The organism is Mucilaginibacter sp. P5_A6 (assembly GCF_056400585.1).
This window is the reverse complement of record NZ_JBFUKZ010000008.1, coordinates 212414-238550: the sequence shown is the minus strand read 5'-3', so window position 1 is coordinate 238550 and position 26137 is coordinate 212414. Positions and strand designations below refer to the sequence as shown.

Genomic DNA, 26137 nt, shown 5'->3' with positions numbered 1-26137 from the left:
GCAGGGAAGGATCTATTCGCAGACTTTACCGGGCGAAGAAGCATGGCAAACAATAGATTCTTCACTGCGTTCAGGACGACAAGAAAGTTTTTCTTGGAAAAACCCCGTACTCATGTCCTAGGACTAACCACCATAGTTCCCCTTAAGGGGGTTAGGGGGCTAAACATTCTTATCATCAATGATCTTAAAAAACTCATCCCTGTAGGTGTCGCCTACCGGGATAATCTTTTCCCCTATCTGGATGCGGCTACGTTCGATGCTGTCAATTTTGTTTAAGGCTACGATGTAGGATTTATGTACCCTTACAAAATGCTTTTCTGGCAGGGCGTCTTCCATCTTTTTCATCCCCTGCAGCGTAATGATGCGCTCGGCAGGGGTAAATATGGATATGTAATCTTTCAGGCCTTCAATAAACAAAATATCGTGCAGGTAAACCTTTTGTATTTTATGCTCGGTTTTTACGAAGATAAAGTCTGTCGAAAAATCATCCTGTTGCGCGGGCTCCGACTGGATAACGGTTTTGGTAACCGGCTGTATAATAGTTTGCGCTTTTTGTACCGACTTAAAAAACCTGTCAAAAGCTATTGGTTTTAATAGGTAATCAACCACATCCAATTCATATCCTTCAAGCGCGTATTGCGGGTATGCGGTTGTTAATATCACTTTGGCCTTGCCATTGGCAATTTTTAAAAACTGTATGCCGGTAAGCTCCGGCATTTGCACATCTAAAAACACCAGGTCGATATTGCCTGCCTGTACCAGTGTAAGGGCCTCAATAGGATTGGTTGTGGCTTTCACCAATTGCAAAAATGGCATTTTGGATATATAATCTTCCAATATATGCAGCGCTAAAGGCTCATCATCAACTACCAGGCATCTGATCATGCTGTAAAAATAAATGTTAAAATGATTTAAAAATTAAATTTTTTTATTCCTGTTAAAACGGCATTAACTCTACCGATTTATAAAAGATCTCGGCCCCTTCTGATTGCAGTAGGATCCGTCCTTCGGCCACCGAACCTGTACCCCAGTTCACCAGGTGTTCGTTTACATAATGTTCTATCTGGTTGCCGTTGCAAATGATCTCCAGGGTGTTCCATTCGCCGCGGGGTTTTTCAAAATCTGCCGTGCGGAAAACATGCTTCTGGTCCCATGCTACTTCCCATTTATTTGGCGAATCTACATTGGTATGTTTTACGCACCAAAAGTCGCCGCAATCCTGTTCCTGTATTTGAAACTCTATTGATTTCGGCCAAACTGTATCCTTTTCCATTAATCCAAAATGGTAAAGAATGCCCGCGTCACGCTTGCCTTTCTGGCGTGGAAAGTACTGTTTGGTGCCCCACTTAAATACTACTTTGAGGTAATAATTGGAGTACGATTTTAAGGTGCTCATATACCCAAAGTACTTGCCCATTACGTGCACTGCACCATTTTCCACCGCGAAGTTGTTATGGATATCATTGTTTTTACCCAGCGTATCCAAAAATGTATACCAACCTGTTTTATCCTTGCCGTTAAACAATTTTTGTACATTGATTTCCCTGATCCATATGTTGCGGAACGATACCGGGAACTCATGTTCCTGTAATAACAATGGTTGTGCAAAATTATGCTTGGTATATTTAGGCTCACCAACATGCGCTACTGTGCCTTTTATTGCCACATGGTTTTGCACCAATACGCCATTATGCAAAACAGTGATGTATGCAGGCGTTTTAAGTGAGCTATCCAGGTTAAAACGCGGAGCGGTATAAATGATATCATACTTTTGCCAAACCCCGGGTTTAAGCGAGGCATTAACCAAAGGCACGTGTTGTTTGTAAACAGAGCCTGCCTGCCCGTTGGAGTAAGTGCGGTTTTTATAACTATCCAATATTTGCAGTTCGTAACGGCTTTGCATGATCACGCCACTGTTGCCACGCTCCTGGCCCTCACCTTTAACTATTGCTGGCGTACGCCATTCGATGTGCAGCTGGCAATCCGCAAAATTTCTCCTGGTGATGATAGATCCGCTGCCTGGCTTAACGGTGAGGATGCCATCCTTGATCGTCCAGCCTGGCGGCATTCCTTTTTGATTGGTCCACTCGTTAAGGGTTTTTCCATCAAATAGTATAATAGCATCCGATGGAGCTTTATTACCTACACCCGGTAATACTACAGCCGGTTCCGGATCCCATACTTCAGTAAGTTTAGGGTCATTTTGAGCTGAAGCATTGTATCCGCATACGGCTAACAAAATGAAAAGTAAGGTGGTTTTTAACTGGTTCATGGTTTGGTTATTATCTTATAAAACTATAGATAATTCGCAAGTATAGGTGTCTGCTTCGTCCCTGATATTTAAAGTATATTTTCCGGGATAGAGCAAATTAAGTCGCCTTTGCACATTAGTTAAACCTATGCCGCCTATGGCGTCACGATTATGGGTATGCTTTTTATTCTGAATGTAAAAGTGAAGCTTACACTCCTCAACATTAATGAGCAGTTTTATAGGCGTCATTACATCATTAGCCACGCCGTGTTTAAAAGCGTTCTCGATAAAAGCAATAAGCAGCAAAGGGACGATTTGCTGGTTGGTTACATCTCCCATCACTTTAAAGTCAATAAATGCCTTATTCCCGAAGCGGATCTTTTGCAGGTCGATATAGTTGTGCAGGTATTGGAGCTCTTTACTCAAATCAACCTTGTTGTCATTACACTCATACAGCATATAGCGCATAATTTCTGATAACTTCAGGATCGCTTCGGGCGTTGTTTCAGATCGCTGATAGGCAAGCGAGTAAATGCTGTTTAGCGAGTTGAACAAAAAGTGGGGGTTAATCTGTGATTTCAGGAAAGCCAGTTCGGCGCTCAATCGTTGATTTTCCAGGTCGCGCTGGATGCGTTCGTTCATGAACCAGTCGGTTGTAAATTTGAGTACAGTACTCAGGAAAACAAATATCAAACTGGCAAAAACCGTACTGAAAAAATAGGCAGTAAAGCTGATGGTTTGACCTTTCATACGGGTAAGTACAATATCCTTAAAAAGCAGGCCCATGCCATATTTCCCAATACCATAAACAACAATAGTGATCACGATAACAAAGGCATAAGCCCAGTAACGTTTCTTATCAAGGAATTGTGGGATGTATACAAGAAAGTTAAGGTAAAACAAACTGATATTGATTGCAGGGTATAATAAAAATATAACCAGCAGTTGTTTGGTATTCAAGTGATCATTGAGGGTTGCCAGGAACACGAAAAACGAGATCATGGCCAGCCAAAAAAGTAAATGCCAGAAAATATGCCAGGCTGTTTTTGTTATACGGGTTTGTTTATCTGTTGAAATAGAATCCTGCATTGCTGTGATTAAATACCTTATAATATACCAGTGGTAATGGCATGTAATTTAATATTTTGATTGTTATACAAGTGGATATTTATATATAGTAATTTATTTTGTCGATGAACCGGCTTTTATGATCGATGAACCGGTTAAAGTGTTAAAAAAACAGTTCATCTATAAACTCTGTGTGTTGGTCTAATACTTTTTAGCGGGTGACGAAATAAGTATTTCTTTGTTCTATCAAATCACTTGCAATGAAAACGCTTATCAAAAATTCAAATCCTTTTATCATGTTACTGATACCTGTAATGTTTGCCTTAATTTTAGGGGTAAGCTATCAGTTTGAACAAAAAAAGGAATCATGCATAATGGGGAATTCAGCTGTACATGCTACCTCGTTGTTTTACAAAGGTATAACCCTTGTTAAAACTGTTTGCTCTATAGCAAAAAGTAACGATGTATGGTAATCCGTACCGAAGGATTATCTTTCAACTTCGGCGATCAGCAGGTTGTTAAATCATTGGGCCTGCAAGTTCCTGAAGGAAGCATATATGGTTTTCTTGGCCCAAACGGCGCCGGGAAAACCACTACCATCAAACTCCTGTTAAACCTGCTAAAAGTACAAAGTGGCAGCATCCGCATATTTGAACAGGATATTCAACACCACCGCATCAATATACTATCACAAATAGGTTCGCTTATTGAGCAGCCGGCTATTTACCTTCATCTTAGCGGGAAAGAAAATTTACTTAATCGTGCCCTGCTGTTGCAGGTATCCATAAAGCGGGTTGACGAAATGCTGGCCCTGGTACAGCTTACCAATGCTGCCGATAAAAAAGCAGGGCAGTATTCCTTAGGTATGAAACAACGCCTGGGCATTGCGCTGGCCCTGCTTGCCGATCCCAAGCTTCTTATATTGGATGAGCCGACCAATGGCCTTGATCCCAACGGAATTATTGAAGTACGTGAGCTTCTCATCAAACTGGTAACTAAACATAACAAAACCGTATTTATATCAAGCCATTTATTGGCCGAAGTGGAACGCATGGCCACCCACGTAGGTATCATTAATAATGGCGAGCTGCTTTTTCAGGGAAGCATAGCCGAGTTGCAGGCATTGAGCCAGCCGTTGGTATGCATCGAAGCCGATAATACAGTAGATGCCGCAAATTTACTTACCCGCAACGGTTTTAAGGTTACCGACGTTACCGATAAATACTTGTATGTAACATATGTAAGTAAAGAAAAAACCGCCGAAATCAATTCCTTACTACACCGCAATGGCTACGCTATATACAGCATTGGTAAGCAGCAAAAAGACCTTGAGCGATTATTTTTGGATATTACCCAAAATGCCTGAACCATATGAAAGGATTTATATTATCGTTCCGGTCGGAGTTTTATAAGAGCCGCAAAACTTTGGGATTTTGGGCCTCTGTTTTACTGCCATTACTCATATGCTCCCTGCTTTTTGTAGGATTTCTTGTTAAAAGTGAAAAGCTTGCGGGTGCGTCTCCAATGATGCTATGGGTGCAGTTTGCCGGCGCTATAATGGGCATAATGGGCTCGTTACTGTTGCCCATGTTTACCATTTTTATTGCGTACTCCGTAAATAGTGTCGAACATAAATCAGATATATGGAAAAGCTTATTTAGTTTGCCAATATCAAGATGGTCTGTATATGGGGCTAAGTTTACCTATGCTATTTTCCTGATATTTTTAACGCTTGCACTATTTGTACTATTCACCATTGGCTTTGGTAATTTATTAAGTGTGGTAAAGCCCGACCTCAGGTTTGATAATTACCATATGGAGAAACAACTTGCAGAAATGTATTTTAAGCTGTTTTTATCATCATTAGGTATATTATCAATACAGTTCCTGCTGAGCTTACTTTGGTCGGATTTTTTGAAGCCAATGGGTATTGGTTTTGTTTGTACTATAACGGGTGTAATTTTAGCATCCAAAAACTGGGAGTATTGTTACCTTTTTCCTTATTCGCATCCAATGGTGGCTATAACTACCATGATGCGCCACGGAGACAAGCGGATAACGGAAATACAAATAGATGTGTTCACTAAAGATGTATTTGTAAGCCTGGCGGTAGGAGCGGTTGTTTTTATAGCGGGTTATTTTATTGTGCTAAAAAAGAGCGTAAAATAAATGCACAGGTGAATGAGTATGCAGATATTTCGCCATAATTTATTTTTCATAAGCAACGATGCGTTTGAAACCTGGAGTGTCCGAAAGATTTTTTCCGGGTGCTACAGTGTGTATCCATTTTTATATATCCAAACTGTTGCGTTCGCAACAGGTGAAACAGTAAAAAACAACATCTATCTAACAATCAATTGATTGCGAATTGTCATAAAATCAAAAACGCAACAAAACCGTAACAGCAGACGAAAAAGAGCGGCTATCAAGAGGCAAACCTTTTTAGGTTCCAGACCGGATGATTCCCCTATTTAACCGCAACTTTCCCAGTTCCCAGTTAAGGGATCGCGCAGTCACCAGCCCTTTTATTTCTTTCGAACACTCCAGGTCAACCCATCGCTATGGCCAATATTCGGTGCCAAACCATTTCATTTAATAGCTTTTTCTGGCGTTTAACCCTTTAAATAATTTAAAAACGATTTCCCGGTGTAAAACAGCGGCAGCTTAGATAAAGCCGGATGGATTAATTCAATAAAACTTGTAGATCGCGGAGCAGCTTTGAGGTAAACTGGTTGATAAAATTGGTTTTACAGCATTGGAGCCAACGTTTTAACGCGCGGCAAAAAACATGGGTTTATCCTCACCTTTTGCCTTTCATCTCAAAAAGAAAAAAACACTTTCCACTTATCGTATTTTTCCCTACATTTGCGGGCTAATTGTTGCTCATTGAAATCGCTTAGAACATATTCGATTCCTTTTACAGGACTTAAGCTGGGGAAACACCAGTTTGAATTTACTGTTGATGACGCTTTTTTTAACGAATTTGAATATTCGCTGGTTAAAAAGGCTAACTTGCAGTGCTCCGTAGATTTGGATAAACAGGAAACAATGATCATTCTGAATTTTGTGATCAAAGGCACTGTTGATGCAAACTGCGATAGGTGTTTGGCCCAATATCCACAATTGCTGGATATTACCGAACAACAGATAGCTAAATTTAGCGAGGAGCCAATTGATGAGGATGACGAGATTATCACCCTTAGCAAAAATGATCACGAGATCAATATCGCGGGGTTAATATATGAATATATAAACGTTGCCATGCCATTTATATCGGTATGTGACAACGAGGGTAACACCCCATATTGTGATACAGAAATGCTCGAAAAGTTGAAAAACCTTTCGGGAAACGAAGAACAAACCGAGCATACAGACCCACGGTGGGATGTACTCAAAAAAATAAATAAATAATAAACATAACAGGATCATGCCACATCCAAAACGTAAAATATCCAAATCAAGAAGAGATAAGCGCAGAACTCATTACAAAGCTGTAGCCCCATCATTAACTACCTGCCAAACTACAGGTGCCATACATTTGCCGCACAGAGCTTATACTGTTGATGGTAACCTTTACTATAACGGTAAAGTACTTATTGAGAAAGCAGCTGTAGCATAAGTTTATTTTCTGAAAATGAAGATTGGCTTAGATATTATGGGCGGTGATTTTGCTCCCAAAGCAACTGTTTTAGGAGCAATCGAAGCTTATAAGGCTTTATCTGCCGACCAAAAACTGGTACTTATTGGAGATAAAGAAGTAGCTGCTACTATTCTTCAGGAAAATAATGTTAGCCCCGATCATTTCGAGTTTGTACATACAACCGAAGTGATTGGCATGGGCGAACACCCTACAAAAGCTATTGTGCAAAAACCAAATTCGAGTATTTCGGTTGGTTTACAGCTGCTTAAGGAGGGACAAATTCAGGCTTTCTCGTCGGCTGGCAACACTGGTGCCATGCTGGTTGGTTCTATGTTTAGTGTAAAAACTATTCCGGGTGTGGTGCGCCCTGCAATGACCACTATTGTACCCAAACTTGAAGGAGGTTTGGGTATTTTGTTGGATGTAGGCGCCAATGCCGATTGTAAACCCGAAGTTTTATTGCAGTTTGGCATATTGGGCAGCTTATTTGCCCAGGCGGTTTATAATATTGATAACCCGCGTGTAGCACTCATTAACATTGGCGAAGAGGAAGAGAAAGGTAATATTCTTTGCCAGGCCACCTATCCTTTAATGAAGGAAACCAAGCTGTTTAATTTTGTTGGTAATGTTGAAGGACGCGACTTATTTAGCGAAGGGGCCGATGTTTTTGTGTGCGATGGTTTTACAGGCAATGTAATATTAAAGCTTGCCGAAACGTTTTATGTTATCACCCGCAAAAAACAGTTTAAGGATGAGTTTTTCGATAGGTTCAACTATGAACAATACGGTGGCAGCCCTATTTTGGGTGTAAATGCTCCCGTTGTTGTTGGCCATGGCATATCAAATCCCGAGGCTATTAAAAACATGATCCTTTTATCAAAAAACATGGTTGAGAGCGGCCTGGTTGATAAAATAAAACAAGCTTTTCAGTAAAAATATAAAGATGAGTAAAATTCATGCCGCTATTACTGCTGTACATGGTTACGTGCCCGACTATGTATTAACCAACCAGGAACTGGAAACATTGGTTGATACTAACGACGAGTGGATTGTGAGCCGTACAGGCATTAAAGAGCGCCGTATATTAAAGGGCGAAGGTTTGGGTACATCTGATTTGGCTGTACCTGCTGTGCAGGCATTACTAAAAAAACGCGGTATCGGTGCCGAAGAACTTGACCTTATCATTTTTTGCACCACTACACCCGACTTTGTTTTCCCGGCTACCGCAAATATTTTAGCAAATAAAATTGGTGCAAAAAATGCCTGGGGATATGATCTTTCGGCTGCATGTTCGGGCTTTATATTTGGCCTTGCAACAGGTTCACAGTTTATCGAGAGCGGCAAGCATAAAAAAGTATTAGTAGTTGGCGGCGATAAAATGTCATCAATAACTAACTATCATGATAGGGCTACCTGCATTATTTTTGGCGATGGCTGCGGTGCCGTTTTGCTTGAACCCAATGATGAAGGCAACGGGATCATGGATTCCATATTAAAAAGTGATGGCTCCGGCGTTGCTTACCTGCACCAAAAAGCAGGAGGATCTGTAAAGCCTGCATCACATGAAACAGTTGATGCCCGTGAGCACTATGCTTACCAGGAAGGCCAGGCTGTTTTTAAATTCGCGGTTACCAATATGGCCGATGTGGCACATGAGGTAATGGAACGCAATAACCTAACTGCCGATGATGTTGCATGGCTGGTACCTCACCAGGCCAATAAACGCATTATTGATGCTACCGCAAGGCGCACCGGCTTAAGCGATGATAAGGTGATCATTAACATTGAACGTTACGGCAATACAACAAACGGCACCATTCCACTGTGTTTATGGGAGTGGGAAAGCAAATTTAAAAAAGGTGATACCCTTATTTTAGCGGCCTTTGGCGGTGGCTTTACCTGGGGTTCCATCTACCTAAGGTGGGCTTATTAGATGTACAGATTATAGATGTGCAAATATGGCGGGATGTATATTAGAAATTTAAAACATCCGACCATTATTAAATGTTAAATTGCTTAATAGGTAATTATTATAAATATAAAATCGCATATTAATACCGTTAATTAACTAATAAATAAGAGGTAAAAATAATCTGCACATCTGCATATTTGCACATCTTAAATCTGCACATTTGCAATTAACTTAGATAATAAAACTTTGTCCCAAACCAATTAATCCCACTATGGATATTAAACAAATTCAGGACCTTATTCGCTTTGTGTCAAAATCGGGCGTAAACGAAGTGTCAATTGAGCAGAAAGATTTTAAGATCACTATAAAAACCAACGAGACACAGCCGCAAGTTATTCATGCCAGCATACCGGCACAAACTGCGCCAGCTGCGTTGCCGGCAGCCCCGGTTGCAATTGAGCCAGCTGCTCCTGCACTACCTGTTGGTCCGGATACATCTAAGTATCTTACTATCAAATCGCCGATGATCGGTACTTTTTACCGCTCGGCAAGTCCTGATAAACCATTGTTTGTAAATGTTGGCGACGAAATTAAAGCAGGCAGCGTGGTTTGTATCATTGAAGCTATGAAGCTTTTCAACGAAATTGAATCGGAAATATCAGGCCGTGTTGTAAAAATACTGGTTGATAACTCATCGCCTGTAGAATACGACCAACCTTTATTTTTAGTAGAGCCTATATAACGATGTGCAAATGTGCGGATTTCAAATGTGCAGATGATTTTTAATTCATTTGCACATTTGTAGTTTACACAATTGAACATCAATCATTAATATTTTTCATCTGCATATTTGCACATTTGTAATTTGCACATCAAAGAAACCATGTTTAAAAAAATATTAATAGCTAACCGGGGCGAGATAGCCCTGCGAATTATCCGTACCTGCAAAGAGATGGGTATTAAAACCATAGCTGTATATTCAACTGCCGACCGAGATAGCCTTCATGTACGTTTTGCTGATGAAGCTGTTTGTATAGGCCCCCCTCCAAGCCGCGATTCTTATTTGAATATTCCTAACATCATTTCGGCTGCCGAGCTTACCAACGCGGATGCTATACATCCGGGTTATGGTTTCCTATCAGAAAATGCCAAATTCTCGGCTATTTGTGCCGATTACGGAATTAAATTCATTGGTGCTACTGCCGATCAGATCAACTCAATGGGTGATAAAGCGTCAGCTAAGGAAACCATGAAAAAAGCCGGTGTACCTATTGTGCCGGGATCTGATGGATTACTTACTGATATTAAATCGGGTATCGCTATAGCTAATAAAATAGGCTACCCCGTAATACTAAAAGCAACTGCCGGTGGCGGTGGCCGCGGTATGCGCATTGTTTGGCAAGACAGCGAGTTTGAGAACGCGTGGGATTCTGCCCGTGCCGAATCTGGCGCTGCCTTTGGTAACGACGGCCTGTACCTTGAAAAATATGTTCAGGATCCGCGTCACATCGAGATCCAGGTAGTGGGTGACCAGTATGGTAAAGTATGCCATTTGTCTGAACGTGATTGCTCTATTCAACGCCGTCACCAAAAACTGGTTGAAGAATCTCCATCACCATTTATGACCGAAAAACTTCGAAAAAAAATGGGCGAAGCTGCTATAAAAGGAGCGAAGGCTGTGAAATACGAAGGTGCCGGTACTGTAGAGTTTTTGGTTGATAAAGACCGTAACTTCTACTTCATGGAAATGAACACCCGGATCCAGGTAGAGCACCCCGTTACCGAAGAGGTGATCAACTTCGACCTGATCAAAGAACAGATTAAGGTTGCATCGGGAATTCCGATCTCTGGTAAAAATTACGAGCCAACTATGCATGCTATAGAGTGCCGTATCAATGCCGAAGACCCTTATAACAATTTCCGCCCTTCACCCGGTAAAATAACCAATTTTCATTCGCCGGGCGGACATGGTGTACGTATTGATACCCATGTTTATACGGGGTATGTAATACCGCCAAACTACGATTCCATGATAGCAAAAGTAATTTGCTGCGCCCAAACACGCGAGGAGGCTTTAAGTACCATGGAGCGCGCCTTAAGCGAGTTTGTAATTGAAGGTGTAAAAACAACCATCCCTTTCCACCTGAAATTGTTAAAAGATGCAAACTTCCGTGCAGGTAATTTTACTACCAAGTTTATGGACACGTTTGAAATGTAAAATAAATTCAAACTATCTTCATACAATAGAACGTACTTAGCACAATAGCGTTGATACAGCGGTATTAAATATATAATGAGCGACAATAAATTAATTAAAGCCATAAAGGATAAAGGCAAAACGATGGAGGCAGAAATGTCATTCTTCGACCATATTGAAGCTTTAAGATGGCATTTGATACGGGCCTCCATAGCAATTGTAGTATTTACCAGTGTGGTTTTTTATTATTACGATTGGATTTTTGATACCGTTATTATGGGTCCCAGCAAGCCAACCTTCTGGACATACCGGATGCTTTGCGCGCTGGGTGAGGCCTTGCATCGCCCGGGCTTTTGTATTGATAAAATTAACATCCAGCTCATAAATACCGAGATGGCCGGGCAGTTTACCCTGCAAATTAACTCATCATTATTAATTGGTATCACATTAGGTTTCCCCTACCTATTGTTTGAATTATGGCGTTTTATACGTCCGGCTTTGCATGAAAAAGAACGTAAAGCAGCATCGGGTTTTGTGTTTTACGCAACCGGCCTGTTCATTACAGGAGTTTTGTTTGGTTACTATGTGATCACGCCCGAGTCGATCAATTTTCTTTCGGGCTATACAGTAAGTTCATCAATCCATAATTTATTTGATATCGACTCCTACATTTCATCGGTGGCTACATTAACCCTGGCAACAGGTGTAGTTTTTGAGCTGCCAATTTTAGTGTATGTATTATCAAGCCTGGGCGTACTTACTGCTAAATTTATGCGAGACACAAGGCGGTATGCAATAGTTGCCATATTGGTTGTGGCTGCTGTAGTAACCCCTACACCAGATATGATGACCATGACGGTGGTAAGTATCCCGCTATTTATTTTATACGAAGTAGGTATCCTGGTATCGGCAGTTGTGGAGAAAAGAAAGCTGAAGAGAGCAGAAGCTGATGGCTTTTAAATGATGTGCAGATTTCAGATTTCAAATGTGCAGATGAAGAAGTAAATCTATTTTAGATAAGCTGATAATAAAAAAACTTATTGAAAGCCTCATCGTTTATTAGCGGTGGGGCTTTGTTTATTAAGCCACAATTTGCACATTTGAAGGATACAATGCTTAACTTAATTAATGTACGCATATGCAGCTCATCATCTGCATATCTGCACATTTGAAATCTGCATATCTAAATTACATGACCAATCTCCCGCCATTAGCCGAACGTCTGCGCCCGAAATCGTTAGATGATTATGTGGGGCAAAAGCACCTTGTTGGTCCGGGTGCGGTTTTGCGTAAGGCAATTGAATCGGGAGCGTTGCCTTCTATGCTGTTCTGGGGGCCGCCAGGGGTGGGTAAAACTACATTGGCCTATATCATTTCGCAATCATTGTATCGCCCGTTCTTTTCGCTTAGCGCAATTAATTCAGGAGTGAAGGATGTTCGCGAAGTAATAGAAAAAGCATCTTTGTTAAAAGAACAAGGCGAAACGTTGCCCATTTTGTTTATTGATGAAATTCACCGTTTCTCTAAATCGCAGCAGGATTCATTATTGGGTGCGGTTGAGCGTGGCATAGTTACGCTGATAGGCGCCACTACCGAAAATCCTTCATTTGAGGTGATTTCGGCTTTGCTATCACGGTGCCAGGTATACATTTTGAAACCTTTGGAAGAGGAGGATCTGCTGAAACTGCTCGATAAAGCCATGAAGGATGATGTGGTGCTCAAAGAAAAGCGCATTAATATAAAAGATCATGAGGCCCTGCTGCGCTTATCGGGAGGTGATGCCCGTAAGCTGCTCAATATATTTGAACTGCTTGTAAACGCTTTTGATAGCCCTGAGATAGTTTTAACCGATGAGGTAGTACTGGAGCATGTACAGCAAAATATGGCCCTGTATGATAAAACAGGCGAGCAACATTATGATATCATTTCGGCCTTTATCAAATCTATGCGTGGCAGCGATCCCAACGGGGCCGTGTATTGGCTGGCGCGGATGATCATTGGTGGGGAGGACCCGTTGTTCATCGCCCGCCGTATGCTCATCCTGGCGTCTGAGGACATAGGAAACGCCAATCCAAATGCTCTTTTGTTGGCACAGAGCTGTTTTGAAGCAGTGAACAAAATAGGTATGCCAGAGTCGCAGCTGATATTATCGCAAACAGCCATTTATTTGGCAACATCTGCTAAAAGCAACTCGGCCACAACAGCCATTGGAGCAGCAATGGCATTGGTACGCCAAACCGGCGATCTCCCTGTTCCGCTGCACCTGCGTAACGCACCAACCAAATTCATGAAAAATATAGGCTACGGTAAAGATTATAAATATGCCCATAGCTATGAAGGTAATTTTACCGACCTCGATTTTTTACCGGATGCAATCAGGGGAACAAAAATATACCAGCCGGGTAACAATGCTAAAGAAAACGAATCAAAAGAGAAGTTGAAAAAACTGTGGGGCGATAGGTATAAGTATTGAATAAAAGAGTCAAGAATCAAGACAGGAATTAGGAAGTCCAGCTTTGTAGCTTCGTATCTTTTAACAACGACTAATTTTGATGTTTTTATTTTCTGTCTTGACTCTTGATTCTTGGCTCTTGAATCTAAACCCGTATCTTCAACAAAACATATCTTATCTATAAAACATGGTGTCTACTTTTTTCAATCATGAGTTAAAAGCTTTCTGGCGATCAAAAAATACAGGTAAAAGCATTGCTATACGTGTAGTAATGGGCATTTTGATCCTTTACCTGTTTTTAAATGTACTTGTGGTGGGTATATTTTTGGATAAGATGCTTGAAGGGATGTTTCCTAACGAAGATTTGGTTAAAGCTTTTTGTGGGATCATTCTTATTTATTTTCTCTTCGATCTGTTAATGCGCCTGCAGTTGCAGGAGTTACCTACCCTTCGGGTTCAGCCTTATTTGCACCTGCCTATAAAAAGAAACTCTTTGGTGCGCTACCTGGCTTTAACTGCGGCCTTATCCATATTTAATTTGTGGCCTTTCATATTGTTTTTACCATTTATATTCAAGATAGTTGCGCAGGATTCGGGGGGCCTGGTTGCACTGGCCTTTGTTGTGGCTATCGCCGGGCTTACGGTATTTAACAACTACCTGGCACTATACATTAAAAGAAGATCGAACCTCAATGGTTGGGTATTTTTAATAGCAGCAACTGTTTTAATCCTCATCATCACCTGTGATTTCAGGTGGCACCTGTTCTCGGTTCGCGATATTTCATATGCTTACTTCGGTCATTTAATTACTATGCCGGTATTGGCGCTATTACCTTTGGCGCTTGCTATTGTAATGTATTACTTTAACTTTTATTACTTAAAGCAAAACCTTTACCTGGAAGAGCTTACCGCGCATAAAATAAAATCATACAAGAGCAGTACAGATATACCATTCCTTTCAAGGTTTGGCAGGGTTGGAGATTTGGCAGCTAACGAGGTCAAACTCATTCTGCGTAATAAACGCCCGCGCTCGGCCCTGGTTATGGGATTGTTTTTTATGTTTTATGGGCTCATATTTTATACCAACAGCCATTACGGCCAAAGCTGGTACATTTTTGTAGGCATGTTCATGACGGGTATCTTCATCATTAGCTATGGCCAGTTTATGTTTAGCTGGCAAGCTTCGCACTTTGATGGTATATTGGTAAGCAAAATCAATTTCATCGATTTTTTGAAGGCTAAGTATTTGCTTTTTACCGTAGTATCAACTATTGCCTTTCTGCTTACAACGCCTTACGTTTATTTTGGCTGGCAGATATTATTGGTGCATTTTGTAATGTATTTATGGAACATTGGCGTTAATACTACAATTGTACTGTTTTTTGCCAATCGGAACGCTAAGCGAATCGACCTATCTAAGGGCGCCTCATTTAATTGGGAAGGCGTGGGGGCTACACAACTGCTATTATCATTCCCGCTTATTTTAGCGCCCTATATTATTTACATACCTTTTGCATTATTTAAACATGGCATTACAGGATTACTGGTATTGGGAATAATAGGTGTGATATTTATTTTAACCCGTAACTTCTGGATAAAAAAGCTGGAAGAAGATTTTGTTCAAAAAAGATATACCATAGCCGAAGGCTTCAGAAATAAATAACCATGATTGAAATAAATAACCTTAAAAAAGTATATAACGGCATTACTGTGGTAGATGTGCCCCACCTGCTGATCGGCAAAGGTGAAAGCGTAGGTCTGGTTGGTAATAATGGTGCTGGTAAAACTACCCTGTTCCGCATGATCCTTGATCTCATCCGCCCGGAAACCGGGCAGGTATTATCAAATGGCGAAGTTGTGGCCGGTCATGAAAACTGGAAAAACTATACCGCCTCATATCTTGATGAGGGCTTCCTGATAGATTACCTCACACCAGAGGAGTACCTGTATTTTATTGGCGGGCTGCATCAGCAAAGCAAAGCCACGGTAGAAGAAACCCTATCGCAATTGGGCGACTTTTTTAACGATGAGATACTAAAGAAAGGCAAATACATCCGCGATTTATCTAAAGGGAACCAATGTAAGGTTGGGGTGGCATCGTGCCTGCTGCAAAATCCACAATTGCTGATGTTGGATGAGCCTTTTGCCAATATTGACCCAAGTACACAGTTCAGGCTAAAGAATATGCTGAAGGATCAGAATAAAAACAAAGGGGTTACCAATATAGTATCCAGCCATGATCTTAACCACATCACCGATATTTGCGACCGGATCCTGCTGATGGAAAAAGGTGTGATCATTAAGGATATTGCCACCAGTTCATCGACATTAAAGGAGTTGGAAGATTATTTTGGGGTGGGGCAAACCGCCGAGGAGCCTACGCCTTTTATTTTAAAGGTTGACGAGGAAGAGAATCATTAAGAAAACGGATCATATTTTGGAAAGACTTACGAAGTTTAACTCGATAATATTGTTTTTGGCCTCGTTAAGGGCTTTGCCGTTTAAAAAGTTAGCAAGTCTAATTATCGATCAAATTTACCTAAATTGTCTCGAAAATCCATTACATGAAAAAAATCCTCTTTGCAAGCCTTATCCTGCTTGTTTCATTAAAGACCGTTGCCCAGCAAGCTGACCAGGATGCCATAAAGCAAACCATTAATACCATGTTTGATGCCATGCGCAAAGGCGATAGTACCATGCTGCGGTCGGCCTTTCATAAAGATATTGTTTTCGAGGGGATCTCAAACAAAAAAGATGACACAGTTTCATTGGATATTGATAACCCCAATGATTTTATAAAAGCTGTTGGTACGCCGCATAAAGAAATCTGGGATGAGCAGATCATCTTTAAGGATATTAAAATTGATGGTGACCTGGCCAGCGTTTGGACGCCTTATAAGTTTTATTTGGGCAAAACCTTTAGCCATTGCGGGGTAGACGTTTTTTCACTCATGCGCACACCTGCAGGCTGGAAGATTATTTACGTTGTTGACACCCGGCGTAAGGATAATTGCCCGGAGTAAACTACAACGCCCCTAATTTCACCATCCCATAAAACAAACCGGCGCAATGCATAGCCTGTACAACTTTATTTTCCAGGAGTAATTGTTTCACTTCGGGAATGGAGTATTCTTCAACAATTAATTCCTCATGTTCATCTAATGATTGTTCCTGTACCTTTTTACCTCCCTTAGCCAAATAAGTAAATGTTTGATTGTTGGCTGTGGATGGGTTGCCGTAAACAGTACATAGTAGTTCAAAATCATCAAACTGGTAACCTGTTTCTTCCAGCAACTCACGGCGCAGGCCTTCAACCGGTGATTCATCACCATCAATTACTCCACCAGGAATTTCGAGCGATATAATGCCTGCTGCATGGCGGTATTGCTTTACCATAAGTACTTTATTATCTTCGGTAACGGCAACTGCATTAACCCAGTTGCTGTATTCTAAAACATAGTAATCGTCAACAATTTTGCCACTGGGCATTTGGCAGCGGTCAATGCGCAGTGTAGCCCACGGACCCTTGTGTATATATTTAGATGAAAGCAGTTTCCAGGTAAGATTTTTACTCATAGTTGTTTTTTATAAATTGATAGATGGCGTTTTGTTTGTTAATATTTTCAAATGATGAGCTATGGTGCTTTTTCTCCAGCAATTCAAAAAGCATCAGTATTTTTTGTAGGGTGGCTAAAGTTTCTGGCGAGGGGGTAAATGGCTCGGTATGCATGTATAGTAATTGTGCCAAAGCTTCCAGTTTATCGGCTTTATAATTTCCTTTTGCCAGTAACAGTTCAAAATCTTCGGCAGTTAATGCTAATAATTCATCCAGCTTTATATTAAACTCATTTTGCAGCATGGTATCTGCAAGCTTGATAAATTCATCCGGTTTTGCCTGTTCTTTAAAACCCGCAATACGAGCCATCATGAGTGAGATTTTCTCCAACTCATTTAAAATATAATCTTTATGCATTCAAAGGTAAATTTGGACTGGCTATCAATAATTCAAAACTCGGTAATTCTCTTATTAATTCTACCAGCTGCCGCTTGAACCGCCACCGCCGCCACTACCGCCGCCGAAACCTCCAAAACCGCCGCCACCGCTACCGCCACCTCCTCCAGAGAAACCTCCCCAGTCAGATCCGCTGCTGCGGCCACTACCACCAAGTAAACTGCCGGCCAAAAACCACCAGAAGGGGCTTGCGCCACCTCTGCGGCCAATGATTTGGCGGCCACCACCGCCACCACGGTTACGGAATACCAGTATCAGGATAACTACTATTATAATGATCACAATAAACCCGCTGCCGCCACCTTTGCTCCCCTGTTCTTTTGGTTCGGCTTTATATTCGCCTTTCATGTACTTCATGAGGCTGTTGGTTGCAGCCTCCAGTCCGCCGTAATAGTCACCCTGCTTAAAGTGAGGTTTCATATCCTTTTGGATGATCTCCTGCGTAATCACATCCGGTACAGCACCTTCGGCGCCGTACCCGGTTTGGATACTCATTTTGCGGTCGCTGATGGCAACCAACACCAAAATGCCATTATTCTTCTTTTTCTCGCCGATACCCCATTTACGCAGCAATTGCACACCGTAGGCATTAATATCATAGTTGCCGGTTGATCTCATGATCACAACCGCTATTTGCGTAGATGTAGAATCGTTAAAGGCAACCAGTTTGTCTTCCAGCTTTTGCTTATCAGCCGCTGATAAGGTATTGGTATAGTCGGTAACCAATGTAGTTGAGCGCTCAGGGAGCTCCTGGGCAAATCCTATAGCGGTACAAAGTGCCAGGCTACAAAATATGATGAATTTTTTGAACATGTATTTCATTGGTTATTCGCCATCCATAAAAGCAATATCATCAGGTAATTCGTTAACATCGCCGGTATTATGCGGAAAATATTTTTGAAGCTGTTCGCCGGCTATTTTTAAACCCGTAACAATTCCTTCAACAATATCGCCATACTTAAAATGCTTAAGCATTTCTTCTTTTGTATCGTCCCAGAAATTGGTCGGTACCACCTGGTTTATACCTGCATCACCAATAATGGCAAACTTACGGTCTACGGTGGCTACATAAACAAGCACCCCATGACGCATGGCGGTTTTATGCATATTAAGCTGGTAAAAATATTTTGCGGCGCGATCAAGTACATCCTCACTGCACTTTTTTTCTATACAAACCCGTATTTCACCAGTACTGCGGTTCTCGGCATCCTCAATAACCTTGCGGATCCGCTGCTGTTCTTCTTCGTTAAATACTGCCATTTGTTTTTGTGGTTACACTGATTTTATTTGTGAAACTAAAAACTAAAACTGAACCTTCGGCGCTTTGTCTGACCCAGGCTCGGCAGTAAAATATCCTTTTTCGGAAAAGCCAAACATTTTAGCGGTGATATTAGCCGGGAATGATCTGATCTTGGTATTGAATTCCTGTACGGCAGTATTAAAATCCTGGCGGGAAACCTGTATGCGGTTTTCTGTACCTTCTATCTGTGCCTGTAGTCCCAAAAAATTCTGGTTAGTTTTCAGATCAGGGTAGTTTTCTGTAACTGCCAGCAACCTGCCTAAGGCCGAGCTTAATTCTCCCTGGGCAGCCTGGAATGCTTTGATAGATTCCGGGGTTAGTTTAGTAGGATCAACCTGAACTGATGTTGCTTTGGCACGGGCCTCAACAACGGCGGTAAGCGTGCTTTTTTCAAAGTTGGCTGCACCTTTAACAGTGTTTACCAAATTTGGTATCAGGTCGCTGCGGCGTTGGTATTGGCTTTGTACAGCGGCCCATTGAGTTTTTACATTTTCGTCGAGCTTAACCATGCTGTTGTAGCTGCACGAACTTAGGGACATAGCAACCGTGACAACTAATATTACTGATAATAGCTTTTTCATTGATGGTTTGTTTTTTTAGATATGTTTTCGATTTAGATTACAAAACGCATACCGTTGTTACAAAAGGTACGGTTTAATGACATTATGTCAAGGTACAGTTTTTATTACCGTTATAGAAACATTTAAGTGTTATGCTTTATATTTGGGGACTTAAAACGTTTTACCAACTGACCCCGTTCATTAAAATGAAGAAGATATTTTATGTTTTTTTAGCTCTTGTCTCTTTTGGAGCACATGGACAAACGGCCTCACCGGAGCAATTAGTACAATATGTACGCCCGATCATTGGCACACAGCGGATGGGGCACGTATATCCTGGAGCCACAGTGCCTTTCGGGATGGTGCAGTTGAGCCCCGAAACGGATACTGCAGGCTACGAGCTGAATGGCAAATACAATCCCGATGTATACAAATACTGCGCGGGCTACCAGTATGATGATAAAACGATAGTAGGCTTCAGCCATACCCACTTTAGTGGTACGGGTCACTCGGACCTGGGCGACTTTTTAATCATGCCAACCGTAGGCACTTTAAAACTAAACCCCGGCACTGCCGATAAACCGGGCAGCGGCTATCGCTCCGGATTCTCGCACCAGAACGAGGTGAGCCAGGCCAATTACTATAAAGTAAAGCTGGACGAAAGCAATATTACAGCCGAGATGACCACCACAGCCAGGGTAGGCTTCCACCAATACACATTTCCAAAATCAGATAACGCGCATATAGTGCTCGATCTGATGGCAGGTATCTATAACTATCCCGATAAAAACGTATGGACGTATTTGCGGGTAGTAAACGACAGTACCGTAATTGGTTACCGGCAAACCAACGGCTGGGCAAGGACAAGAACCTTGTACTTTGCAATGAGCTTTAACAAAGCTTTTTACCAGCACGGCTATAAAAAATATGATAAACGGGAAGTATACGGCGGTTTCTGGGGCAAGTTCAATCAAATCAAAAACTTCCCTGAGATAGCAGGCAGGCAGATCAGGAGCTACTTCGACTTCAAGACCGAAGCGGGAGAAAAGATCAAGATCAAATTCTCCATATCGCCGGTAAGCATGGCAGGGGCGCTGAATAATATGCAAACCGAGATCCCCGGCTGGGACTTTGACAAGGTAAAAGCGGATGGACAACAGCTTTGGGAAACCGAGCTGCATAAAATAGTGATACAGGGTAACCAGGAGATCAAGGAGAACTTTTATACCTCTATGTACCATACGATGATCAACCCTACCATGTATATGGATGCTGACGGCCAGTATAAAGGAATTGACCAAAACGTACACAAAGCCGAAGGGTTTACAAACTATACCACATTCTCTCTTTGGGATACCTATCGGGCGTTGCACCCGCTGTTCAATATCATCGAACCCGCAAGGAATACAGATATGGTAAAATCGATGCTGGCTCATTATGACCAGAGCCCGGAACATATGCTGCCTGTATGGTCCAACTCGGGTAACGAGAACTGGTGTATGAGCGGTTATCACAGCGTAGCCGTAATAGCCGACGCCGTGGTCAAGGGAAACATAAACTTTGATGCTAACAAGGCGCTGGACGCCTGTGTAGCCACCGCCAGGCATAAAGATTATGAAGGCATAGGCGAGTATATGGATAAAGGCTATATTCCCGATGAAAAAAGCGGTGTATCGGTATCCTCTACCCTGGAATATGCCTTTGACGACTGGGCCATCGCCCAATTGGCCAAAAAGCTGAACCGGATGGACATCTATAACGAATTCATCAAAAGGTCAGAAAACTATAAGAACGTGTACGATCCAACGATCGGCTTCATGCGCCCCAAACTAACTGACGGCACTTTCCGCAAAAAGTTCGATCCACTGAGCACCATTAACGAAGGGTTTATAGAAGGCAACAGCTGGAACTATACGCTTTTTGCCCCGCAGGACCCCAAAAGCCTGATTGCTTTAATGGGCGGTAACAAAAGGTTTACTACCTACCTCGACTCGCTGTTCACGATGAACCTGCCCGACAAATACTTTGCCGAGACAGAAGACATCACCAGGGATGGTATCATCGGCAACTACGTGCATGGCAACGAACCATCGCACCATGTAGCGTATTTATATAATTGGACAAACCAGCCCTGGAAAACACAGGAAAGGATCAGAATGATATTACCAAGGATGTACAAACCAACGCCCGACGGACTTGGCGGTAACGATGACACCGGGCAAATGAGCGCCTGGTATATCTTCAGCACACTGGGCTTTTACCCTGTAGCGCCTGGATCAGACCAATACTCGACAGGCAGCCCGGCGGTGAACGGGGCCATCATTAACCTGGACAACGGCAAAAAGTTCATCATCAATTTAAAAAACCAAAGCCCTAAGAATGTTTATGTGCAAAAGATGGTATTAAACGGAAAATCGTTGGATAGCCTATTTATCAGCCATGCCGACATCATGAATGGCGGCGAGATTACTTTTTACATGGGAGCGAAACATAAATAACAGATGCAAGGATTTCAAATTTCAGATGTGCAGATGGAAGAAATTTGATGATTTGGTAATTTGAAGATTTGAAAATGAAACCGAACTTTCATTACTATCCCGCAAAAGGCTGATTTCTATCGCAGAATTGTGTACAGCGTAGTTCCTGGGGAAGAGAATCATTCTTGGCCAAAGCTTTTTGATCTTTGCTATCAACAAAGCTTTGGCCTTTATCTTTCTCCTAAAATACCCGGCACAACAGCCCCTTCAAATACTCACCTTCGGGGAACGAGGCTCTTACTGGGTGGTCCTCGGGTTGGTGAAATTGATAAATGAACTGTACCTGTTTACCGGCGTCAAGGGCGGCCCAGGCAATTACCTGTTTAAAGGTTTCCATATCCATAGCGCCCGAGCAGGAATAGGTGGCTAACAGACCGCCTTCATTCAGTAAAAGCATGCCCAGGCGGTTAAGGTCTTTATACGCGCGCGAAGCTCGTGTAAGCGCCGAACGGGATGGCGCGTATTTAGGCGGATCGAGTACGATAATATCAAACTTTTCGCCATCATCTCTGAATTTGCGCAGTTGAGCGTTTACATCGGATTTAATGGCTGTATGTTTAATGGCATCAAGTTTATTAAGCAGGATGTTTTCCTTTAACGTTTCAATGGCTAATGCCGAGCTATCTACACTGGTTACAGAGGCAGCCCCATTTTTCAGGCTGTTTAGCGTAAAACCGCCGGTGTAACAAAAGCAATCCAACACTTTTTTATTTTTGGCGTAGGAGGCCAATATATGGCGATTATCGCGCTGGTCACAATAAAAACCCGATTTCTGACCCTCAGTGATATTAATGCCGTATACTATATTGTTTTCCAACACTTCTACAATTTCGGGTGGTGGGTTACCGGATAATACTTTATTCTCCGTTTCGCCCATACCTTCGTGGGCGCGGGATGCAGCATCGCTTTTATCAGAGATACTTTCGGGGTTCAGCAGTTTTTTCAGCTCATCAATAATTACCGGCATTATGCGTTCCATCCCCGATGTAAGTACCTGCACAGCCAGGTGGCCTGCATATTTGTCAACAATTAACCCAGGTAAATAATCAGATTCGCTGAAAACTAACCGGCAGGTATTGGTGCCATTTTCCAGCACGTTGGCCCGGCTTTTAACCGCTGTGGCCAGTTTACGACGGAACCAGTCGTCATTAATTTCAACCGATTCGTCCCACTCCAAAAGGCGTAGGGCAACGCGCGATTGATCGTTGTAAAAGCCATAGGCCATAAAGTCGCCTTTTGCATTGAGCAGGCGTACCACATCGCCATTGGCTGGCTTGCCCTGTACCTTATCAATAGCGCCGGAAAATACCCAGGGGTGCCTTTGTACAACAGCTTTTTCTTTACCTTTACTTAATACAACATCAATCATGGTTGCAAAGGTAATAAAAAGCTGAAAGCCTAAAGCGGAGGGCTCAAAGCTCCAAATATGATCAACATCGGTGATGTTTTAGCTTTTGACTTTTAGCCTTTAGCTTTATGCTTACAACCCATTAAACTATTACTAATTTTATTACTCCAACACAATATTTCCCGATTAAAAACATTTGGTATCTTAGTATCGAAAACATAACATGAGAAAAACTTACTTACTGGTAGCCACCATGCTGTTAGCGTGTTTGAGCTATAAAAGCTATGCCCAGGTTCCGCGCATTCCTGAGGCCAGTTCTACGCAAACCATTATCCAGGATTTTGGATTAGGGAAGATCACCATCACCTATTCGCGCCCGAATGTGAAGGACCGTAAAATATTTGGCGGTATTATTCCCTGGGGTGAGGTTTGGCGCACAGGCGCCAATGCGGCTACAACCATCACCTTTACCGAAAAAGTACTTATTGAAGGTAACAGCGTACCAGCTGGTACTTACTCGCTTTTCAGTATTCCCGAAAAAAATGAGTGGACCATTATATTAAATAAGGTGGTTAAACAGTGGGGGGCCTATAGCTACAAACAAAGTGAGGATTTTGTAAGGTTTAAAATAAAACCTTTGCGCGTAAGCGAAAAGAGGGAAACCTTTACCATGGCTTTTGCCAATTCAACCACCAAGGCGACAGATCTTTACCTGGTTTGGGACCATACTGCCGCCTCGATACATTTGGAAACAGATGATGATGCCAAGATTACTGCCAATATTGACGAGCTGATGAAAGGCGATAGGAAGCCTTATTACTTTAACGCCATTCAATACTATTATGAAAACAATAAAGATGTTGATAAAGCATTAGGCTGGGTTTATGAAGCAGAAAAGATTGATCCTAAAGGCCCCTGGTACAAGCTTTGGGAATCGCGCCTGTTATTACGTAAAGGCGATAAAGCCGGCGCCATTGCCGCTGCCGAAGCTGGTGTTGCCCTTGCAAAAGCCAGTAAAGATGATGAGTACGAGCGTTTGAATAAGGAAGCATTGGATCACGCTAAGGATTAAAAGCCTCACCCAAAACCTCCCCGGAGTAAAGACTTTAAAAAGGCCTTTTGCAATAAGCAAAAAGGCCTTTTTTTGAGTTATTGAAGGCTTGGCCGTTTAGAAGGGACTGCTTTATTCATAATGTAAGCAACAATCATCACCAAAAAGCATCCGATAGGGTTAAGCCATAGGTAAGCAACTGTTTTGCTTAATCCTAAGTACAATATTGCCGCTTCACTGACAAGGGCGCCAATAAAAACAGAGGTTCCGTTTATCCGCTTCATATAAAAAGCTACCACAAATACACCTAATACGGTTCCATATATGTAGGAGCCCAACTGGTTTACTGCCTCCAGTAAGTTGCCCAGTTTACTGGCGTATAAAGCCATAATTACACATACAATTCCCCAAAATATGGTCGCTAAACGCGAGGCAAGCAGGTAGTTTTTATCTGATGCATCTTTATTTATGGTTCGTTTATAAATATCGATTACCGTTGTTGAAGCCAGCGAGTTTAATGCACTTGCTGTTGAACCCATGGAGGCCAGGAATATAATAGCAATGAGTAAGCCTACAAGCCCACGGGGCAGGTATTGTTTAACAAAGGTTAGGAACACGTAATTGGTATCATTATCATCGGCACCGGCGTTGTTCTTTTTCATCACCTCAACGGCTTGCTTTCTGATGTCTTTAGCTTGCTTATCTGCCACTTTCAAGGCAGTTTGAGCCTTGCTTACCTCATCCTGGTTTTTGCTGTCAAAGGCTTTTATGAGGTCATCTGTTTTTTCTTTTCGTTGGTCAAAAGCCAGGGTATATTGCTGATCGAGCTGGTTATATTCCTTTGCATAGCTGCTTTTTTTTACATTGTCCACCTCGTAATTATTAAAAAACATAGGGGGCCTGTTAAACTGGTAAAAGGCAAAAACCAGCACACCAATTAACAAGATCAGGAACTGCATCGGGATTTTGATCAATCCATTCATGATCAACCCCAGGCGGCTTTGCCCTATGGAGCTGCCGGTTAAATAACGGCCAACCTGGCTTTGATCGGTACCAAAGTAGGATAGCTGCAAAAAGAAACCACCTATTAATCCGCTCCAAACATTATAGCGGTTATCCCAATCAAATTTCCAGTCAATCACGTTCATGCGGCCCAGCTTGCCTGCCATTTTTATAGCATGGGTAAAACCAACTCCGTGTGGCAGGAAGCTTACCACTAACATCCCGGCCAAAAACATCCCGGCAAATATGATGCTCATCTGCAGTAGCTGGGTGTATGATACCGCTTTGCTGCCACCATATACGGTATAAGATATCGTCAAACCGCCAATAAACACCGTTGTATAAACAGTATCGATGTTTAGAATGGTTGATAAAATAATAGCTGGAGCATAAATGGATACCCCGGTAGATAAGCTGCGTAATACCAGGAAAAGGAAGGCGGTGAATGCCCGTGTCTTAAGATCAAAGCGCTGTTCAAGAAACTCGTAAGCGGTGTAAACTTTAAGGCGGTGAAAGATAGGGACGAAAGTAATGCAAAGCACGATCATAGCCAGCGGCAAACCAAAGTAGAACTGCACAAAGCGCATTCCATCGGAGTAGGCCTGGCCGGGGGCCGAAAGGAAAGTGATAGCACTGGCCTGCGTAGCCATAACCGAAAATCCTACATGGTACCAGGGCAGGGAGCGGTTGCCCATTAAAAACTGGTCGATGTTTTTATTATTGCCGCTTTTCCATATGCCATACAGCACTATACAGAGAAGGGTTAAGCCTAAAACTATCCAGTCGGGTAAGCTCATTCAAAATACT

The 26137-nt window shown here is 42.2% G+C and carries 26 protein-coding genes; 16 read left to right on the top strand and 10 right to left on the bottom strand.

Features of this window, described 5'->3' with window-relative positions; all coding sequences use genetic code 11:
• Positions 1-159 precede the first annotated feature (159 nt).
• From AC1DO4_RS11245 to AC1DO4_RS11235, 3 genes are read right to left on the bottom strand one after another with little or no spacing between them, the layout of a single operon-like run.
• Positions 160-885: a LytR/AlgR family response regulator transcription factor gene (locus AC1DO4_RS11245; RefSeq protein ID WP_477401016.1), complete on the bottom strand. Its 726-nt coding sequence runs from the start codon at positions 883-885 to the stop codon at positions 160-162.
• A 52-nt stretch (positions 886-937) separates the two neighbouring features.
• Positions 938-2272, bottom strand: coding sequence for a 3-keto-disaccharide hydrolase (locus AC1DO4_RS11240; RefSeq protein ID WP_477415802.1), 1335 nt, complete (start codon positions 2270-2272; stop codon positions 938-940).
• Between the two features lie 15 nt (positions 2273-2287).
• Positions 2288-3340 carry a sensor histidine kinase gene (locus tag AC1DO4_RS11235; protein WP_477415800.1) on the bottom strand — a complete coding sequence of 351 codons (1053 nt, stop codon included), beginning with the start codon at positions 3338-3340 and terminating at the stop codon, positions 2288-2290.
• Between the two features lie 239 nt (positions 3341-3579).
• Between AC1DO4_RS11235 and AC1DO4_RS11230 the strand changes: the two genes are divergently transcribed.
• From AC1DO4_RS11230 to AC1DO4_RS11165, 14 genes are all read left to right on the top strand, one after another.
• Positions 3580-3792: a hypothetical protein gene (locus tag AC1DO4_RS11230; RefSeq protein WP_477401020.1), complete on the top strand. Its 213-nt coding sequence runs from the start codon at positions 3580-3582 to the stop codon at positions 3790-3792.
• On the top strand, positions 3786-4685 hold the full coding sequence (locus AC1DO4_RS11225; protein WP_477415798.1) for an ABC transporter ATP-binding protein: 900 nt from the start codon (positions 3786-3788) through the stop codon (positions 4683-4685). The genes AC1DO4_RS11230 and AC1DO4_RS11225 overlap by 7 nt, the downstream gene beginning before the upstream one ends.
• 5 nt (positions 4686-4690) lie before the next feature.
• Positions 4691-5488 (top strand): ABC transporter permease, encoded by a 798-nt coding sequence (locus tag AC1DO4_RS11220; RefSeq protein WP_477415796.1) that lies wholly within the window; start codon positions 4691-4693, stop codon positions 5486-5488.
• 717 nt (positions 5489-6205) lie between these two features.
• Positions 6206-6730: a YceD family protein gene (locus tag AC1DO4_RS11215; RefSeq protein ID WP_477415794.1), complete on the top strand. Its 525-nt coding sequence runs from the start codon at positions 6206-6208 to the stop codon at positions 6728-6730.
• A 16-nt stretch (positions 6731-6746) separates the two neighbouring features.
• Positions 6747-6938 carry a 50S ribosomal protein L32 gene (rpmF, locus tag AC1DO4_RS11210; RefSeq protein ID WP_295716420.1) on the top strand — a complete coding sequence of 64 codons (192 nt, stop codon included), beginning with the start codon at positions 6747-6749 and terminating at the stop codon, positions 6936-6938.
• A gap of 15 nt (positions 6939-6953) precedes the next feature.
• On the top strand, positions 6954-7892 hold the full coding sequence (gene plsX, locus AC1DO4_RS11205; protein ID WP_477415792.1) for a phosphate acyltransferase PlsX: 939 nt from the start codon (positions 6954-6956) through the stop codon (positions 7890-7892).
• 10 nt (positions 7893-7902) lie between these two features.
• A complete protein-coding gene (locus AC1DO4_RS11200) occupies positions 7903-8892 on the top strand; it encodes a beta-ketoacyl-ACP synthase III (protein WP_477415790.1) in 990 nt (329 codons plus the stop codon).
• 250 nt (positions 8893-9142) lie between these two features.
• Complete coding sequence (gene accB / locus AC1DO4_RS11195; protein WP_477415788.1) at positions 9143-9613, top strand: acetyl-CoA carboxylase biotin carboxyl carrier protein; 471 nt, start codon at positions 9143-9145, stop codon at positions 9611-9613.
• 141 nt (positions 9614-9754) lie between these two features.
• Entirely contained in the window at positions 9755-11089 is a 1335-nt protein-coding gene (gene accC / locus AC1DO4_RS11190; RefSeq protein ID WP_477415786.1) for an acetyl-CoA carboxylase biotin carboxylase subunit, read from the top strand.
• 75 nt (positions 11090-11164) lie between these two features.
• Positions 11165-12028 (top strand): twin-arginine translocase subunit TatC, encoded by an 864-nt coding sequence (gene tatC / locus AC1DO4_RS11185; RefSeq protein ID WP_477401030.1) that lies wholly within the window; start codon positions 11165-11167, stop codon positions 12026-12028.
• A 232-nt stretch (positions 12029-12260) separates the two neighbouring features.
• Entirely contained in the window at positions 12261-13541 is a 1281-nt protein-coding gene (locus AC1DO4_RS11180; RefSeq protein WP_477415784.1) for a replication-associated recombination protein A, read from the top strand.
• A gap of 166 nt (positions 13542-13707) precedes the next feature.
• A complete protein-coding gene (locus AC1DO4_RS11175; RefSeq protein ID WP_477415782.1) occupies positions 13708-15183 on the top strand; it encodes a DUF5687 family protein in 1476 nt (491 codons plus the stop codon).
• A 2-nt stretch (positions 15184-15185) separates the two neighbouring features.
• The gene (locus tag AC1DO4_RS11170) at positions 15186-15941 is read left to right on the top strand and encodes an ABC transporter ATP-binding protein (RefSeq protein WP_477415780.1); all 756 of its coding nucleotides are present in this window, start codon (positions 15186-15188) and stop codon (positions 15939-15941) included.
• A gap of 143 nt (positions 15942-16084) precedes the next feature.
• Positions 16085-16543, top strand: coding sequence for a nuclear transport factor 2 family protein (locus tag AC1DO4_RS11165; protein ID WP_477415778.1), 459 nt, complete (start codon positions 16085-16087; stop codon positions 16541-16543).
• Position 16544: 1 nt separating this feature from the next.
• Here AC1DO4_RS11165 and AC1DO4_RS11160 read toward each other — a convergent pair whose 3' ends face one another.
• From AC1DO4_RS11160 to AC1DO4_RS11140, 5 genes are read right to left on the bottom strand one after another with little or no spacing between them, the layout of a single operon-like run.
• Positions 16545-17096: an NUDIX hydrolase gene (locus AC1DO4_RS11160; RefSeq protein WP_477415776.1), complete on the bottom strand. Its 552-nt coding sequence runs from the start codon at positions 17094-17096 to the stop codon at positions 16545-16547.
• A complete protein-coding gene (locus AC1DO4_RS11155; RefSeq protein ID WP_477415774.1) occupies positions 17089-17493 on the bottom strand; it encodes a hypothetical protein in 405 nt (134 codons plus the stop codon). Before AC1DO4_RS11155 ends, AC1DO4_RS11160 begins: the two co-directional genes overlap by 8 nt.
• A 60-nt stretch (positions 17494-17553) precedes the next feature.
• Positions 17554-18345 carry a TPM domain-containing protein gene (locus AC1DO4_RS11150; RefSeq protein WP_477415772.1) on the bottom strand — a complete coding sequence of 264 codons (792 nt, stop codon included), beginning with the start codon at positions 18343-18345 and terminating at the stop codon, positions 17554-17556.
• Between the two features lie 12 nt (positions 18346-18357).
• The gene (locus AC1DO4_RS11145; RefSeq protein ID WP_477415770.1) at positions 18358-18792 is read right to left on the bottom strand and encodes a TPM domain-containing protein; all 435 of its coding nucleotides are present in this window, start codon (positions 18790-18792) and stop codon (positions 18358-18360) included.
• 42 nt (positions 18793-18834) lie between these two features.
• On the bottom strand, positions 18835-19413 hold the full coding sequence (locus tag AC1DO4_RS11140; RefSeq protein WP_477401046.1) for a LemA family protein: 579 nt from the start codon (positions 19411-19413) through the stop codon (positions 18835-18837).
• Between the two features lie 185 nt (positions 19414-19598).
• Here AC1DO4_RS11140 and AC1DO4_RS11135 point away from each other — a divergent pair, with 185 nt between their 5' ends.
• Complete coding sequence (locus AC1DO4_RS11135) at positions 19599-21890, top strand: GH92 family glycosyl hydrolase (protein ID WP_477415768.1); 2292 nt, start codon at positions 19599-19601, stop codon at positions 21888-21890.
• Between the two features lie 220 nt (positions 21891-22110).
• Here AC1DO4_RS11135 and AC1DO4_RS11130 read toward each other — a convergent pair whose 3' ends face one another.
• Positions 22111-23298: a class I SAM-dependent rRNA methyltransferase gene (locus AC1DO4_RS11130; protein ID WP_477415766.1), complete on the bottom strand. Its 1188-nt coding sequence runs from the start codon at positions 23296-23298 to the stop codon at positions 22111-22113.
• Positions 23299-23500: 202 nt separating this feature from the next.
• Between AC1DO4_RS11130 and AC1DO4_RS11125 the strand changes: the two genes are divergently transcribed.
• Entirely contained in the window at positions 23501-24349 is an 849-nt protein-coding gene (locus AC1DO4_RS11125) for a DUF2911 domain-containing protein (RefSeq protein WP_477415764.1), read from the top strand.
• Positions 24350-24426: 77 nt separating this feature from the next.
• Here AC1DO4_RS11125 and AC1DO4_RS11120 read toward each other — a convergent pair whose 3' ends face one another.
• On the bottom strand, positions 24427-26127 hold the full coding sequence (locus AC1DO4_RS11120) for a sodium:solute symporter family protein (protein ID WP_477415762.1): 1701 nt from the start codon (positions 26125-26127) through the stop codon (positions 24427-24429).
• Positions 26128-26137 lie beyond the last annotated feature (10 nt).

Bases quoted from the DNA above. Each gene is read 5' to 3' on its own strand.
- accB (WP_477415788.1), top strand. From the start codon at position 9,143: ATGGATATTAAACAAATTCAGGACCTTATTCGCTTTGTGTCAAAATCG.
- AC1DO4_RS11235 (WP_477415800.1), bottom strand. From the start codon at position 3,340: ATGCAGGATTCTATTTCAACAGATAAACAAACCCGTATAACAAAAACA.
- AC1DO4_RS11180 (WP_477415784.1), top strand. From the start codon at position 12,261: ATGACCAATCTCCCGCCATTAGCCGAACGTCTGCGCCCGAAATCGTTA.
- AC1DO4_RS11160 (WP_477415776.1), bottom strand. From the start codon at position 17,096: ATGAGTAAAAATCTTACCTGGAAACTGCTTTCATCTAAATATATACAC.
- AC1DO4_RS11140 (WP_477401046.1), bottom strand. From the start codon at position 19,413: ATGAAAAAGCTATTATCAGTAATATTAGTTGTCACGGTTGCTATGTCC.
- rpmF (WP_295716420.1), top strand. From the start codon at position 6,747: ATGCCACATCCAAAACGTAAAATATCCAAATCAAGAAGAGATAAGCGC.
- tatC (WP_477401030.1), top strand. From the start codon at position 11,165: ATGAGCGACAATAAATTAATTAAAGCCATAAAGGATAAAGGCAAAACG.
- AC1DO4_RS11120 (WP_477415762.1), bottom strand. From the start codon at position 26,127: ATGAGCTTACCCGACTGGATAGTTTTAGGCTTAACCCTTCTCTGTATA.
- AC1DO4_RS11150 (WP_477415772.1), bottom strand. From the start codon at position 18,345: ATGTTCAAAAAATTCATCATATTTTGTAGCCTGGCACTTTGTACCGCT.
- AC1DO4_RS11165 (WP_477415778.1), top strand. From the start codon at position 16,085: ATGAAAAAAATCCTCTTTGCAAGCCTTATCCTGCTTGTTTCATTAAAG.
- plsX (WP_477415792.1), top strand. From the start codon at position 6,954: ATGAAGATTGGCTTAGATATTATGGGCGGTGATTTTGCTCCCAAAGCA.
- AC1DO4_RS11245 (WP_477401016.1), bottom strand. From the start codon at position 885: ATGATCAGATGCCTGGTAGTTGATGATGAGCCTTTAGCGCTGCATATA.
- AC1DO4_RS11135 (WP_477415768.1), top strand. From the start codon at position 19,599: ATGAAGAAGATATTTTATGTTTTTTTAGCTCTTGTCTCTTTTGGAGCA.
- AC1DO4_RS11225 (WP_477415798.1), top strand. From the start codon at position 3,786: ATGGTAATCCGTACCGAAGGATTATCTTTCAACTTCGGCGATCAGCAG.
- AC1DO4_RS11240 (WP_477415802.1), bottom strand. From the start codon at position 2,272: ATGAACCAGTTAAAAACCACCTTACTTTTCATTTTGTTAGCCGTATGC.
- AC1DO4_RS11155 (WP_477415774.1), bottom strand. From the start codon at position 17,493: ATGCATAAAGATTATATTTTAAATGAGTTGGAGAAAATCTCACTCATG.
- AC1DO4_RS11175 (WP_477415782.1), top strand. From the start codon at position 13,708: ATGGTGTCTACTTTTTTCAATCATGAGTTAAAAGCTTTCTGGCGATCA.
- AC1DO4_RS11130 (WP_477415766.1), bottom strand. From the start codon at position 23,298: ATGATTGATGTTGTATTAAGTAAAGGTAAAGAAAAAGCTGTTGTACAA.
- AC1DO4_RS11170 (WP_477415780.1), top strand. From the start codon at position 15,186: ATGATTGAAATAAATAACCTTAAAAAAGTATATAACGGCATTACTGTG.
- AC1DO4_RS11220 (WP_477415796.1), top strand. From the start codon at position 4,691: ATGAAAGGATTTATATTATCGTTCCGGTCGGAGTTTTATAAGAGCCGC.
- AC1DO4_RS11200 (WP_477415790.1), top strand. From the start codon at position 7,903: ATGAGTAAAATTCATGCCGCTATTACTGCTGTACATGGTTACGTGCCC.
- AC1DO4_RS11145 (WP_477415770.1), bottom strand. From the start codon at position 18,792: ATGGCAGTATTTAACGAAGAAGAACAGCAGCGGATCCGCAAGGTTATT.
- AC1DO4_RS11230 (WP_477401020.1), top strand. From the start codon at position 3,580: ATGAAAACGCTTATCAAAAATTCAAATCCTTTTATCATGTTACTGATA.
- accC (WP_477415786.1), top strand. From the start codon at position 9,755: ATGTTTAAAAAAATATTAATAGCTAACCGGGGCGAGATAGCCCTGCGA.
- AC1DO4_RS11125 (WP_477415764.1), top strand. From the start codon at position 23,501: ATGAGAAAAACTTACTTACTGGTAGCCACCATGCTGTTAGCGTGTTTG.